Here is a 12957-nt window from a genome sequence, read left to right as displayed (position 1 = left end):
GTGTGCCGCCTGGCACTTGATGCGATCTTGCAGCGTGCGCTTACGCGGGGGTGCGTGACCCCCGGCATTGCCCTCGGCGGGTGCACGCGCTACCGTCGCGCGAAGCGTTCGGTGGTCCCGTCAACTCTCCGCGGACAAGGGACTCAGCGAGAGCGAAAACCTTGACATCCCATGATTTGCTGATTTCCGCAGGTCGTGAGCGGCGTATCAGAGGGGTTCGGCGGCGGATCGGCCGGGGCGGAGGGCGACGATCTCGACCCCACCTTTACCCTCGAATTATGCAGTCCTGGTCCGATATCGCCCTACCCACCATCCCCGGAGCAGGGCCGCCGTTGCGGTTGTTCGACACCGCCGACCGTCAGGTGCGTCCGGTCACACCCGGCGCCACCGCCACCATGTACGTCTGCGGGATCACCCCTTACGACGCCACCCATCTCGGGCACGCCGCCACCTATCTGACCTTCGATCTGGTCAACCGATCGCTGCGCGATTCCGGGCACGAGGTGCACTACGTACAGAACGTGACCGACGTGGACGACCCGCTGTTCGAGCGCGCCGAACGCGACGGCGTCGACTGGCGCGACCTCGGCACGCGCGAGATCGAGCTGTTCCGCGAGGACATGACCGCGCTGCGCATCGTGCCGCCGCGCGAATACGTCGGCGCCATCGAATCCGTCGACGAGGTCGTCGAATTCGTGCAGAAGCTGCTCGCGTCGGGCGCCGCGTACGTGGTCGACGACGCCGAGTACCCCGACGTGTACTTCCGGGCCGACGCGACCGAACAGTTCGGCTACGAGTCCGGCTACGACCGCGAGACCATGGAACGCCTGTTCGCCGAGCGCGGCGGCGACCCGGACCGTCCGGGCAAGCGGGACAGCATCGACGCGCTGCTGTGGCGGGCCGCCCGTCCCGGCGAACCGTCCTGGCCGGCGCCGTTCGGTGCGGGCCGTCCCGGCTGGCACATCGAATGTTCGGCGATCGCGCTGAACCGCATCGGCCCCGAGTTCGATATCCAAGGCGGCGGCAGCGATCTGATCTACCCGCATCACGAGTATTCCGCCGCGCACGCCGAATCCCTGATCGCGGGCCGCCGTTTCGCCCGGCATTACGTGCACGCCGGCCTGATCGGCTTGGACGGCGAGAAGATGTCGAAGTCCAAGGGCAACCTGGTGCTGGTCTCCACGCTGCGTCGCAGCGGCGTCGACCCTGCCGCCATCCGCCTGGGCCTGCTGGCCGGCCACTACCGGCAGGACCGCATGTGGACCGACGCCGTGCTCGACGCCGCCAAGGCCCGCCTCGACCTGTGGCGGCGCGCCACCGCCCTCCCCACCGGCCCCGACGCCAGCGACACCATCGCGCGCCTGCGCCAGCACCTCGCCGACGACCTGGACACCCCCAAAGCCCTCGACGCCGTGGACAACTGGGCCCGCCAAGCCCTCGATTACGGCGGCCCCGACCCCGCCGCCCCCGCCTCGGTGAGAACCGCCGTAGACGCCCTCCTCGGCATCACCCTCTGACCGGACTCGCGCCTCCCGTGGTGTGCGCGGGAGGTGTGGGTTCCTGACGGCAGCGTCAGATCGAGGATTCTCGCGGTCGGTAGACGTGCCGAGCGCGAGAGCGGCAATTCTCTGCACGGCGGCGTCTGAATCGCCTCGGCTGCACCCTGCAGGTAGTTGCGCCTACTGCGACTACCGCCGATCTGCGCCGGAATGTCGACCGTGTTCAGATCACGACTTTGTCTGAGGCGTGACGCTCGGAGTGCCGCAGTTTTGTGCACGTAATGCGGTGCTGCAGTAGATGCCGGTGATCGGTTCTTCGCGCAACGTGCGCGTCACGTCGACCGCTTGGTGTCGGCCGCGTGTGGTCAGTGGTGATCTGGGCACCGCGCCGGCGATTCGTGCGGTGACGTTTTCGGACTCGGCGTGGCGCAGGCACCAGATTCGGACCTCGCTCATGCCGGGATACCCATGGTTGCGAGGTATGCCGGATGCGTTTCGGCGGCGGAGAAAAAGTTCGGAAATTCTTGTCGGGGGATGTCGAGAACGCGTAGGTGGCTCCGTCCCCGGGGTACGAGCAGCCGAACGGCCCTCGCCGACATGAAGGAGCGAAGATGCACGCCGACGAGATCACCGCGATCCTGAATCAGCCGCTGAGTCAGGAACTTCTGGCTCGTGACCTGCTGCGGATGGCGTATGTCGCCAAAGACGGCAGTCCGCGCAACATTCCGGTCGCGTTCACCTGGAACGGGCAGGAGATCGTCGTGTGCACCACGAAGAATGCCGCGAAGTTGCACTCGCTGCGGCACACACCTGAGGTCGCACTGACCATCGATACCGAGGTGCACCCGCCGAAGATCCTGCTCCTGCGCGGGCGCGCGGAACTGGACGAGGTCGACGGCATCCCCGACGAGTACCTGCAGATGAACGGCAGCTACGAGATGAGCGCCGAGCAGCGCGTCGAATGGGAAGCGGAGGTCCGTTCGCTGTACGACGGCATGGTCCGCATCGTCATCAGGCCGACCTGGGTCAAACTCATCGACTTCGAGAACACCCTGCCGTCGGCGGTCGAGGAACTGATCCGTCAGCGCGCCGAGCGCCAGAACGCCTGAGCCAGAGCGAGTCACAGCCAGCTCCACAACCCCGAGCGCGAACACCGCCTCGGGTCATGAACCACCTGACACGATCGACGGGCACCGTTGGGGCCGCAACGAAAGAGGAGAAACAGCATGACGATCCGGATGGATCACGCAGGCATCGTGGTCGAGGATCTCGCGGCCGCGGTCGCCTTCTTCATCGAACTCGGTCTGGAACTGGAGGGAGAGACCGTGGTCGAGGGGCCGTGGGTGGACCAGCTGATCGGCTTGGCGGAGGTCCGGGCGGATGTCGCGTTCCTGCGCGTGCCGGACGGCAGCGGCCGCCTCGAGCTGTCGACCTTCCAGCACCCGGTGTCCACCCGCACCGCCCACCGGGAACCGGTCAACACCCCCGGCATCCCGCGTCTCACCTTCGTCGTCGAGAACACCGCCGAAGTCTTCGAACGCCTGCGCCCGCACGGCGCCGAACTCGTCGGCGACATCGCCCAGTACCAGGACATCTACCGCTACGGCTACGTCCGCGGCCCCGGCGGCGTCATCATCGGCCTCGTCCAGGAACTCGACTGACCGACACGCCGCGCCGACACGCCGCGCACAACCTGGTCACGCGATCACCAGGTAATGGTGGCGGCATCGTGCGAGAGCCCCCCGCCACCATTACCTGGTGATCAACCGACCAACAATCCGCTGGCACCCGCGCAGCGCGCCTTCGGCCGCACTCGGCGCTGTGCACGCCCAGTGCTGCCGAGATATTCGGATGCTTGTGGCGACGGGGAGGTGATACTTTCCCGCGCATGTCAACTCGCCTCAGCAATGGCGCATCCGGAGCGATTCGTCGTTTCGCCGGATGGGTGGCCCGTGGGTCGGTCGGTCATCCGATGCTCGCCGGGATCAACTATTGGGACGAGCTGAAGGATTCGCCCTCGCAGATGGAGACCTGCTTCGCCATCTTCGCCAACGTGCTCGAGCTCGACGACGAAGGCGAACCCGTCAACGAGAAGTACGCGGAACGCCGTGCCGCAGTGTGGCTCTATAGGTACTGCACGGGGGAGCTCCCGCCTGGAGAAGCAGACCTCGAGTCGTGGGAAGTCGAGCTGTTCTGATCGGGCTGTGCAACGATCCGGCGGCAGTGTGCGTGACGTGAGCGTTGAGCAATGTGCCTGCCCCGCGATGACCTTTCGCGGTTGATACCGAGGTTCGTTGAGCGCGGAGAGCCGGCCGGCGCACCGCGCACGATCGGGCACTGCGTCCATCGGTGGTGCGAGTCCGGACTCGCCGAGCGCGCCCGGGTCGCCTACGCCCGGCTGGTGCACGACACCCCGGGATTCGTCGACTCGTGCCCGCACGACCGCCGAGCGTGATCCAGTAGCCGCCCCCGACCCGAAGATCGGCGGGCGGCGTCGGGTTACCCGTTGACCTTGGCGATCACGTGCTCGGCGAAGCGGGAGAGGTTGGTGATCTTGGTGTCGAGGGGTTCGGTGTCTTGGTCGAGGGTGTAGGGGAGGCGGAAACCGACGATGACGTCGGTGACGCCTTTGTCCTCGAGTCGTTTGATGCCGTCGACGGTGAAGCCGTCGAGGGAGATGACGTGGATCTCGAAGTCTTTGCGGGTGCCGTATTCGGCCCGTAGCGCGTCCAATTCGACCAGGAGACGGTCGAGTTCGTCGCCGTCGCCGCCGGCGTGCATCCAGCCGTCGCCGCGTTGCGCGGCCCGCCGCAGTGCGGGTTTGCTGTGCCCGCCGATGAGGATCGGGACGGGTTCGGTGGGCACCGGACTGATCTTGATCGGCGGGATGTCGTAGAACTCGCCGTGGAATTCGAAGTAGCCGCCCGCGGTGAGCCCGCGCACGATGTCGATGCACTCGTCCATCCGCGCGCCACGCTTCTCGAACGGCACGTCCATGATCTCGAAATCGTCGGGCCACGGGCTGATCCCGACGCCGAGCCCGAACCGGTTGCCGCTCAACGCCGCGATCGACGCGGTCTGCTTGGCGACCAGTACCGGCGGCCGGATCGGCAGCTTCAGCACGAACGGCGTGAACCGCAGCGTGGTGGTCGCGGCCGCCATCGCCGCGCTGAGCACGAACGCCTCGATGAACGGTTTGTCCTCCAGGAACTCTCGATTCCCGTCCGGTGTGTAGGGGTACTTGGCGTCGGAGTCGCGTGGGTAGGCGATGCTGTCCGCGACCGCCATCGACGTGTACCCGGCCGCCTCGGCGGCGCGGGCCAGTGGGACGTAGTAGGCCGGGTCGGTCATCGTCTCGGCATAGGTGAAGCGCATATCAGTCGCCTTCCTGGCGCCGCGAGTGCAGCGCCGCGTGCGCCCCGGCGCGGCGCCCGAAGAACGAGCCCTCCCCGAGACAGGTTCCACTCGAATAGCCGTCGCAGTCCTGCGCCAGGTTGGACGCGCAGGCCCCGGCGGCGTACAGCCCCCCGATCGGTGAGTCGTCGGCCCGCAGCACCTGTCCGTCGACGGAGGTGCGCAGTCCGCCCAGGGTGAACCCGACGTAGGTCGCGATACCGGGCGTCAGATCGAAGGCGCCCCAGGGTCCTTCGGTCAGCGGCGTCACCCAGTCCGGATGCTTGTCGAATTCGGGGTCGTGCTCGTCGGCCGCGGCGACGTTGTAGTTCGCGAGCGTCTCCTGCAGCGCCCCGACGGGCATGTCCAGCGCCGCCTCCATTTTCGCGACCGTGTCCCACCCGTCGACGAACTTCGCCATCGGCAGTTCCGGCCACACCAGGTGTTTGCTGTCCACGATCAGGTACGCGGTCGAATCCGGTTGCGCGACAACCGCGCCCGCGGTGCGCCCGTGGTAGGAGTCCTCGGCGACGAACCGGCGGCCCGCCTTGTTCACGATGATCCCGTGCAGCAGTTGCGCGGGCGGATAGAACGAGGCGGTGAGGAACGCGCCGTGCATGTGCGCGGTCGCCGCGCCCGCGGACTGGCCGAGCCGGATGCCGAGCCCGTCGTCGGTGGGCACCCCCAACGGCAGGAAATGCCGTGCGAGCGGGGTGAAGGCGGCGAGCATGCCGGGGTTGGCGACGAACCCGCCCGCGGCGAGCACCACCGCACCCGTCGCGGCACCATCGGGCCAGCGCACGCCGACGACCCGGTTGCCGTCGAGCACCAACTGATCGACTCGCGTCTCGTAGCGCACCCGGATGCCGAGCGCGTGCACCCGCGCGGTGAGCACCCGCATGATCTCGGCGCCACCGCGTTCGGCGGGCACGTTCACCTTGTGCCCGCGCGGTGCGGGGGCGATCTGGTCTCGGTGCGGCGCGACGTTCTCGTTGCCCGTCCACATCAGACCTTCGGTGCCGGGCTGCACCACGGCCTTGCCCGAGTAGTACGAACGCTCGAAGCCCAGCCCTTGCGCTTCCAGCCACGCGAAATGCGCGACGCTGCCCGCGCAGTAGGCCTCGATCTTGCGATGGTCGGGGTCGGGGCTGACCGCGACCAGATAGTCGCGCATCGCGGCGACGCTGTCCTGGTGATCGGTGGCGTGCTGCACGGGTGTGCCGCCGCCGAGGTAGAAGTGCCCGGCCGCGAGCGCGGAGGCACCGCCCGCGGCACCGGTGCGTTCGAGGATCAGCACCCGCGCACCGGCCTCGGCCGCGCTGATCGCCGCGCACGCACCGGCGATGCCGAAACCGACGACCACCACATCGGCGGTCTCGTCCCAGTCCGCCGGTGGGACGGCCACGTCGGGGAGTTCGGTTCCTACTGCCATGGGTTGGTGCAGCCTTCCGGGATCAGTGCGTCGAACATCGCCCGCATCTCGCCGGACAGACGCATGAGTTCGATAGGCGATCCGAGCGGTCCTCCGTCGAGGTACGCGAACTCCATTCCGACACCCTGGAATTTTCCGCGAGCGACGATCTCGATGCCCGTGGCCCGCGCTTCCTCCAGCGCGCCGTCGTAGTCCTCCGGCACCCACGCCACATGATGCAACCCCGCGCCGGCCCGCTCGAGGTGCTCGGCGTACAAGCTCGCCCCACCCCGCGGCTCGATCAACTCCAGCTGCTGCCCACCCGCGTACCCGAGCGCGACCGAGATCGTGTAATCGGCCGGCGCGCCCCGTAATTCACACAGTTCCGGCCCGAAGTGCACGTCCGGGATCGAGAACCATTCTGCCACCCCGTACCGCTCGGTGAACTGCCGTCGGGCTGCCACGATATCCGGCACCACCCAGCCCAGCTGAAAGATCGGGCCGCGCGCGATCACCGGCCGACCGCCGCGCGGCCTCGCCGCATCGGACCCGGACACGTCGGCCCACGGCCGGACGCTGCTCGGCACTGAACCCCGCAACCCACCTCCTCAACTAAACACGTGTGCTTAACTCAGTCAAGGTGAGTGTTTAGTACAGTCTCGCTATGTTCATCGCCGATTCGCGCGCGGCACTGCTCGACGCGGGGGAGCGGCTCATCGCCGAACGCGGGGTCGACGTCCCGCTGCGCGATATCGCCGCGGCCGCGGGCAACCGCAACAACTCCGCCGTGCACTACTACTTCGACTCCCGCACCGGCCTGATCGAAGCCATCGTCGACCGCAGAATGAACTGGCTCGAAGACCGCCGCATGCAGTTGCTCGCCCGCTACGAGGCCGAAGGCACCGCACACGATCTCGACACCCTCGTCACGATGCTCGCCGCACCGATCCTCGAACTCAGCGCCGCCGACGGCGTCACCCACTACGGCCGCTTCCTGGAGGTCGTGCGCGCCCACCCGGTGATCGCCGATCCGCGCCGCCTGGCGGGCACCGACCGCGCCGCCGTCCGGATCATCGCGACCCGGCTCACCGCCGCCCTGCCGCACCTGGCCGCACGCAAACGCAGGCAACGCCTGGAAACCATGGCCACCGTCATGTTCGCGCTCATCGCCGACTACGAACGCACCCTCGAAGCGGGCATCCGCAAAGCCCAGCCCGGCGACGCCGCCGAAATCATCGCCATGATCGTCGCCATGCTCACCGTGTGAACACCGCACTGGACGCTCCCGCATGCACCGGCGCGTCTCGCGCATGGTGCTTCGCGCGCCCGGCTGATGTCGTTGAACCATGCGAAAAGACAACCCCGGAGCACAGGAGCGGCACGGCCCGGACCGGTGGCTGACATGGGCGGCAGCACTGGCCACGGCCGTCAACGGCGGCGTGTTCTTCGACTTCTCCTTCGTCGTCATGCCCGGCCTGCGCGAGCTGCCCCCGGCCCAAGGGATCACCGCCATGCAGGCCCTTGACCGAACCGCCGTCACACCGCCGCTGATGCTGGCCATGTACGGCACCACCGCGCTGTGCCTCGTCCTGATCGTGCGCGCGGTCCTGCGGTGGCGTACCCCTGCGGCACCGTGGATGCTCGCCGCCGCCGTCACCTTCCTGTTCGCCACGGTCGTGCTCACCGGAGCGGGCAACGTGCCCGTCAGCGCGTCGGTGGATGCGCTCGACCCCGCCGATCCCGGCGCGGCGACCCGATGGGACGAGCTGTACACGCAATGGGTCTGGTGGAACCACGCCCGCGTGGTGACCGCGCTCGCCGCCGCATCGGGATTCCTGATCGCCGCGACGCGGCCGTGGCGGCACCCGATGTGATCCACCCGCGACCCGAACAGGGGCCTACCGGGAACGACCGCACCCCTGAGATACGGTCGCGGAGTGGAACTCCTAGGCATTCACCACGTGGCGATCATCGCGTCCGACTATGTCCGCTCCAAGCGGTTCTACACCGAGACACTCGGGCTCGCCGTGATCGCCGAGCAGTACCGGGCCGAACGCCGCTCCTACAAACTCGACCTCGCCATCCCCGGCGGTAGCAGGATCGAACTGTTCTCCTTCCCCGAACCGCCGAACCGCGCGAGTTGGCCCGAGGCCGCGGGGCTGCGCCACCTCGCGTTCGCGGTCCGCGACGTCGCCGCCACCCTGGACCGGCTCGCCGCCAAAGGTGTACGCACCGAAGAACTGCGCGTCGACGAGGTCACCGGAAAACGGATGGCGTTCTTCTTCGACCCCGACGACCTGCCGCTCGAACTCTACGAAGTCTGATTCATACCACGCGAGCGCCGCGCCAATTCGACTGTCGCCGCGCGCAACTCGTCGATCGAACCGATCGGCTCGGCATAGCCCACCCGGGTCCGCGCCACCCCGCGCGGCGTCACCACCCGTAGATCCAGCCCATACCGGTCCGCGCGCTCACAGCTCGCCTCCGTCGCATCCGGATACCCGCCGAGCGCCTGCGCCATCGCCAGCAGTGCCGGAGCATGATCGTCGTTCAGATGCGCGATCGCCCCCGCCGCCACCGGCACGATCGGATCCGCCGATGTCGCCGCGTACTGTTCCGCACTCGCCGAATCCATCCGTCCGTACCCGCCGACCCAGCGGACCCGCCGCACCCGCAACACCCACACCGAGAAATCGCTGTAATCGATGTAGTGCTTCGCCGCGGGCACCGCCGCCAGATGTGCCGCCCGCGCCGCCTCGGCCTCCGCACCCACCGGCTGCTCCACCACACCCGCGAGCGTGATCCTGGTCCCCGCCAACGGATCCGCGGGCATATCCGGCGCCACGATCGCCACACTGGCCCGCGCGTCGGCCGCCAGATTCCGGCCGTGCTCGGCCAACCGGGACACACACAGCACCGGCTGCCCGTCCAGCAGCCCATACGTCACGAACGACGCCCACGGTGTGCCGTCCTCGCTGAGACTGGCCAGCGTCGCGGTATTCGTCGCGGCGGCAACCGTTCTCGCCTCCTCCGCGGCCGAAGGCCGAGCCGAGTTCACCACCGGGCCCGTGGGCTGCGGAATCGACGGCGCGTCGCCGGGGTCACCATGGTCGAGAGTCATGCCGTTCATCCTCTCCTGCCCGCCCGACACGCGGACGCCGGGTCTGTCTCCGAGCTGCCATCTTTCAGCGTGCCACGTCGAATCGCCCTGCGCGGCGGAGTCGATGCACGGGATTGGGCGCGCGGATCGCGCGCGAATAGACCAGACTTGCCGGGTGACCCGATACGCATTCGACGCCGACCGCAACGTACTAGTCGCCACCTGGGCGACCGGACGCGGCGATCTCGCGCAGACGGTAGCCGTGCTGTCCAACCAGGTGACCCACGATCAGGCAACCAATCTGGCGTCGAACCTGACCACGCTGTCCCGGTTCCACTGGCGCACCTACACCCACCCGGCCAGCGCCGCGGGCGATCCCGACATCCCCAACAGCGAAGCCTGGCGTCGCGCCGAGGAACGCCGCAACTTCAAAGAGGTCGAAGCCGGCCTGCGCACCCCCAACCTGCCCTCCGAAGAAGGACTCGTCGTCTCCTACAGCGGTGTCGTCGAATCCGCGCACCGCGTCGGACGCACCCTGCACGACATCGACGACCCCGTCCTGCGCGACACCATCATCGCCGAGGTGAGCGCCGAACAAGCGGCCATCGAATCCGCCGAACGCGGCGACCTGTCCGCCCGCGCCCGCCAAGCCGTCGAACTGTCCCGCCCCGACGTCTCCCCGGCCCAGGTACAAGCCGCCGACGACCTGCTGCGCGCCGACCCGCTCGGCTCCATCGAACTGTTCACCGAACTCGACCCCGCCTCCGCCGCCGTGGCCGCCGCACACTGGCTGCTCGCCGCCGCCGAAGTCGCCGGCGAGATGGCCGGCGTGCCCGCCACCGACGTCGTCGTGGAAGCCGACGACATCGAAGCCCTGCAGGTCGAGACCCCCACCCTGGTGCTCGAACGCCTCGACGCGGGGGAGAGTCCCACCGAGGTCGTCGTCGACCTGATCGCCGAAGCCATGGCCGTGCACGAAGGCCGGGTGCCCGCCCCGTGGGCCGTGGTCGGCCGCGTCGCCGAAATCGAGGAACAGGCCCGCACCTTCGAGGTCGACGCCGAAACCCGCGAAGCCATGCTCGCGAGCTTCCGGATCAGCCGGCTCGACCCCGCCCGCCCCGCCCTCGACCTGCTCGAAGACCTGCTCGACGGCATCCGCGGCTGCCTGCTGCTCTACGCCGCCCACACCGATGACGACGACGTCGAAGCCCTCTTCACCGCCGACGTCCGCATCGAAGCCGACTCCGACCCCGAACACCTGCTGTAGACAACGCGGGTCCGGCGGCGATCTGCGCGTCGTGCACGTTTGCGCGTCGTGCAGATCAGATCGCAGCGGGCTCGCACCGACGGGGTCGGCTGCGTCGCGGGCAGCCAGCAGTGGCGCACCGCGGTGCGGCTACCTGCCGCTGATCATCCGAATCGCGGCCACGCGGCGATGTGCGCGGCGCGGACAGCAGTACCTGTCACGACTCGGTGACCGCGCTCGCCTCCTCGACGGCCCGCTCCGGCGCGGTACTCAACCAGCGCACCAGGCTCTCGTAGACCGCGTAGTGGTTGAGAAGGGTGAAGTGGTTGGCGGCGGGGACGTGCAGCCCGTTGGCGTCGTCGAAGCCGATGCGGCGAGCCCGGTTCCGGCCCGACGCGCTGGTGGTGAGCACCAGACCGTCACCGATGATCCGCCCGAGCGGATGGCGGGGACTGCGCGTGACGCACGCGGTCACGAAATAGTGCGCCACCCCGTCCAAGAGCGGGACCTCACGAATGACCCTGCGCCGCAGCGTATCCGTGTCGATATCGCGCCAATCTTCATCGACCAGCGAACCCTGCCGCAGATCGCGGATCCCCGCGCTACGCCGCCGCAGCAACCGGCCGAACGGGCGCGTCTCCGGCACCCGAACCAACGCCGCGGACGCGAAATGCACGAGCTGCTCCAGCGGCGCACCCAGATGCGGCGAACCGAGACAGACGAGATGCCGCACCCGGCGCACCCACGCCGACCCGGACTCGCTCGCCTCGAAACAAGCCCCACGCGCGATCAACCCGCCCATCGAATGACCGACCAGCGACAGCTGCTCGACCTCCACGGGCCAGTGCTCCACCACTCGCTGCAACAGCTCGCTCAACTGGTGGGCGTTCTCCGAGATGTGCAGGCCGCTGTTGTAGCGGATCTGCAGCGTGCTGTAGCCGAGGTCCTGCTCGAGCCCCTCCGCATAGCTCGTCCGTCCACCCAGCCGCCAGGCATGCTCGGTCTCCACCAGCCCGTGCAGAAACACCACCACACTCGAACTCGGCTCCGCCACGTACTGCCCGATCTGCTCGGGCGCGACCGGCTCCCCGTCCACCCGCAACGTCATCGGCCCGGCGAGGATCGGCCGCGCCTGCTCCAGATCGTCGCCGATGAAACCCTGGAGCGCGCCGAGGAACCCGGCTCCGAACACCGTGCGCGAAGGCGGCTGCGCGCCGGGCAGATCCGCGGTCCGCTCGGCCAGCTTGCCCACCGCCACGGCCGACTCGCTCACGATCCGGTACACCCCGTCGGCGATCGCGTCGTGCACCACCTCGACCGGCGTCGCAGCCGGACCAACTCCCAACCGCACGGCCGCGAACACCCGGCCCGCGATCGCCCGATGCACCGCCGCGATCCCGTCCACCGCGCCACCGAGCTCGTCGCCCGCCAATCTGGCGAGGGCGCGTACCTCCGCCTGCCGCTGCGCCTGCTCAATCATCATTTCAGTGTACAACCGTGCACTGAAATCGTCCGGGCGGGCGAATGTCCTCGTCCTCGCACCCGGTGGGGGAACAACGTTGTCAGTGAACGCGGCGGGGCGCGCCGTCGACCGGCCCGGTAGAGCGCACCTTCGGCCTGTAGTCGGTGTGGATCAGGGAGTGGGTCCATTCCATCCCAGCCCGAGCGCGGTTATCGCCAATCCCCGAGCGGGGACGGCGTTCCACCCGCGACGAACCGCTACTTCCGCCGCTGCTGTACGCCGCGGCCCGGCGCACCTTCGCGCAGAACTGGAGCGCGATCGCGTTGCAGGCGGTCGGCTTTGTCGTCGTCACCGCCGCGGTGGTGGCGGTGACCGTGCACCTGTGGCATCCGGCCGTGCCGCTGGCCGCGGCGTTCGTACGCGGCATTCCGCGGAGGCGCGGGCAGCGGCAGGTATTGGTCGGTTGATCACCAGGTAATGGTGGCGGGAGCTTCTCGGCCGATGCCGCCACCATTACCTGGTGATCGGTTGACCAGGTGCAGACCGGCGTGTTGTCGGTGGGCGCGCCGCCCGTATGGGGCGGCTGAAGGCCGCCGTGCATGGCGCGCAGGCAGGCCTCCACGCGTCTGCCCACCGCATCGTGCGCAGGCGCCCTGGCGCGACCCTGGTGCTGCTGGACCTGCCAACCATGCCGCCCGAACAAGCTGACGACCGCACTGCCAACATTGCACCCGAATGAGGCGGCGACGCCACCGCCAACAATGGCATTTGGGTGATGCGGTGGCCGGACTGCTAGCCGTGCCGCCCAGAGCCGACGACCGCACTGCCAAACATTGGGCCCGAATG

General features: G+C 68.6%; 15 protein-coding genes. 9 read left to right on the top strand and 6 right to left on the bottom strand.

The window, feature by feature from the left end:
* Positions 1 to 278 precede the first annotated feature (278 nt).
* Positions 279 to 1517, top strand: coding sequence for a cysteine--1-D-myo-inosityl 2-amino-2-deoxy-alpha-D-glucopyranoside ligase (gene mshC / locus NVU01S_RS02230; RefSeq protein ID WP_043679307.1), 1239 nt, complete (start codon positions 279 to 281; stop codon positions 1515 to 1517).
* 210 nt (positions 1518 to 1727) lie between these two features.
* Here the strand turns inward: mshC and NVU01S_RS45390 are convergent, their stop codons facing one another.
* Positions 1728 to 1955, bottom strand: coding sequence for a histidine phosphatase family protein (locus NVU01S_RS45390; RefSeq protein ID WP_209444876.1), 228 nt, complete (start codon positions 1953 to 1955; stop codon positions 1728 to 1730).
* 155 nt (positions 1956 to 2110) lie between these two features.
* Here NVU01S_RS45390 and NVU01S_RS02225 point away from each other — a divergent pair, with 155 nt between their 5' ends.
* The 3 genes from NVU01S_RS02225 (at position 2111) to NVU01S_RS02215 (ending at position 3696) form a co-directional block, all read left to right on the top strand.
* On the top strand, positions 2111 to 2608 hold the full coding sequence (locus tag NVU01S_RS02225) for a pyridoxamine 5'-phosphate oxidase family protein (protein ID WP_043679310.1): 498 nt from the start codon (positions 2111 to 2113) through the stop codon (positions 2606 to 2608).
* Positions 2609 to 2725: 117 nt separating this feature from the next.
* A complete protein-coding gene (locus tag NVU01S_RS02220) occupies positions 2726 to 3160 on the top strand; it encodes a VOC family protein (RefSeq protein WP_043679313.1) in 435 nt (144 codons plus the stop codon).
* Between the two features lie 227 nt (positions 3161 to 3387).
* Positions 3388 to 3696 (top strand): DUF7677 family protein, encoded by a 309-nt coding sequence (locus NVU01S_RS02215; RefSeq protein WP_043679316.1) that lies wholly within the window; start codon positions 3388 to 3390, stop codon positions 3694 to 3696.
* A 302-nt stretch (positions 3697 to 3998) separates the two neighbouring features.
* On the opposite strand, the gene NVU01S_RS02205 is transcribed toward NVU01S_RS02215, so the two are convergent.
* The 3 genes from NVU01S_RS02205 to NVU01S_RS02195 are packed head-to-tail and all read right to left on the bottom strand — an operon-like array spanning position 3999 to position 6902.
* A complete protein-coding gene (locus tag NVU01S_RS02205) occupies positions 3999 to 4874 on the bottom strand; it encodes a TIGR03619 family F420-dependent LLM class oxidoreductase (RefSeq protein WP_043679319.1) in 876 nt (291 codons plus the stop codon).
* A gap of 1 nt (position 4875) precedes the next feature.
* Positions 4876 to 6324 (bottom strand): FAD-binding protein, encoded by a 1449-nt coding sequence (locus NVU01S_RS02200; protein ID WP_052281226.1) that lies wholly within the window; start codon positions 6322 to 6324, stop codon positions 4876 to 4878.
* Positions 6315 to 6902, bottom strand: a complete 588-nt coding sequence (locus NVU01S_RS02195; RefSeq protein WP_244467484.1) for a VOC family protein — start codon at positions 6900 to 6902, stop codon at positions 6315 to 6317. The genes NVU01S_RS02200 and NVU01S_RS02195 overlap by 10 nt, the downstream gene beginning before the upstream one ends.
* A 65-nt stretch (positions 6903 to 6967) precedes the next feature.
* On the opposite strand from NVU01S_RS02195, the gene NVU01S_RS02190 reads away from it, so the two are divergent.
* The 3 genes from NVU01S_RS02190 (at position 6968) to gloA2 (ending at position 8627) form a co-directional block, all read left to right on the top strand.
* Positions 6968 to 7570, top strand: a complete 603-nt coding sequence (locus tag NVU01S_RS02190; protein WP_052281227.1) for a TetR/AcrR family transcriptional regulator — start codon at positions 6968 to 6970, stop codon at positions 7568 to 7570.
* Between the two features lie 79 nt (positions 7571 to 7649).
* Positions 7650 to 8177, top strand: coding sequence for an anthrone oxygenase family protein (locus NVU01S_RS02185; RefSeq protein ID WP_052281228.1), 528 nt, complete (start codon positions 7650 to 7652; stop codon positions 8175 to 8177).
* 63 nt (positions 8178 to 8240) lie between these two features.
* Complete coding sequence (gene gloA2, locus NVU01S_RS02180) at positions 8241 to 8627, top strand: SMU1112c/YaeR family gloxylase I-like metalloprotein (protein ID WP_041562751.1); 387 nt, start codon at positions 8241 to 8243, stop codon at positions 8625 to 8627.
* Here gloA2 and NVU01S_RS02175 read toward each other — a convergent pair.
* Complete coding sequence (locus NVU01S_RS02175) at positions 8615 to 9424, bottom strand: HugZ family pyridoxamine 5'-phosphate oxidase (protein ID WP_043679371.1); 810 nt, start codon at positions 9422 to 9424, stop codon at positions 8615 to 8617. The genes gloA2 and NVU01S_RS02175 overlap by 13 nt on opposite strands.
* A gap of 154 nt (positions 9425 to 9578) precedes the next feature.
* Between NVU01S_RS02175 and NVU01S_RS02170 the strand changes: the two genes are divergently transcribed.
* On the top strand, positions 9579 to 10670 hold the full coding sequence (locus NVU01S_RS02170; RefSeq protein ID WP_209444877.1) for a hypothetical protein: 1092 nt from the start codon (positions 9579 to 9581) through the stop codon (positions 10668 to 10670).
* 196 nt (positions 10671 to 10866) lie between these two features.
* On the opposite strand, the gene NVU01S_RS02165 is transcribed toward NVU01S_RS02170, so the two are convergent.
* Positions 10867 to 12129: an alpha/beta hydrolase gene (locus NVU01S_RS02165; protein WP_373864179.1), complete on the bottom strand. Its 1263-nt coding sequence runs from the start codon at positions 12127 to 12129 to the stop codon at positions 10867 to 10869.
* A gap of 146 nt (positions 12130 to 12275) precedes the next feature.
* Between NVU01S_RS02165 and NVU01S_RS44510 the strand changes: the two genes are divergently transcribed.
* On the top strand, positions 12276 to 12578 hold the full coding sequence (locus tag NVU01S_RS44510) for a hypothetical protein (protein WP_043679331.1): 303 nt from the start codon (positions 12276 to 12278) through the stop codon (positions 12576 to 12578).
* Positions 12579 to 12957 lie beyond the last annotated feature (379 nt).

It is taken from the genome of Nocardia vulneris (assembly GCF_001613425.1).
GTDB classification, from domain to species: domain Bacteria; phylum Actinomycetota; class Actinomycetes; order Mycobacteriales; family Mycobacteriaceae; genus Nocardia; species Nocardia vulneris.
The sequence above is the reverse complement of the archived record's forward strand: the minus strand, read 5'-3'. Positions and strand labels throughout refer to the sequence as shown.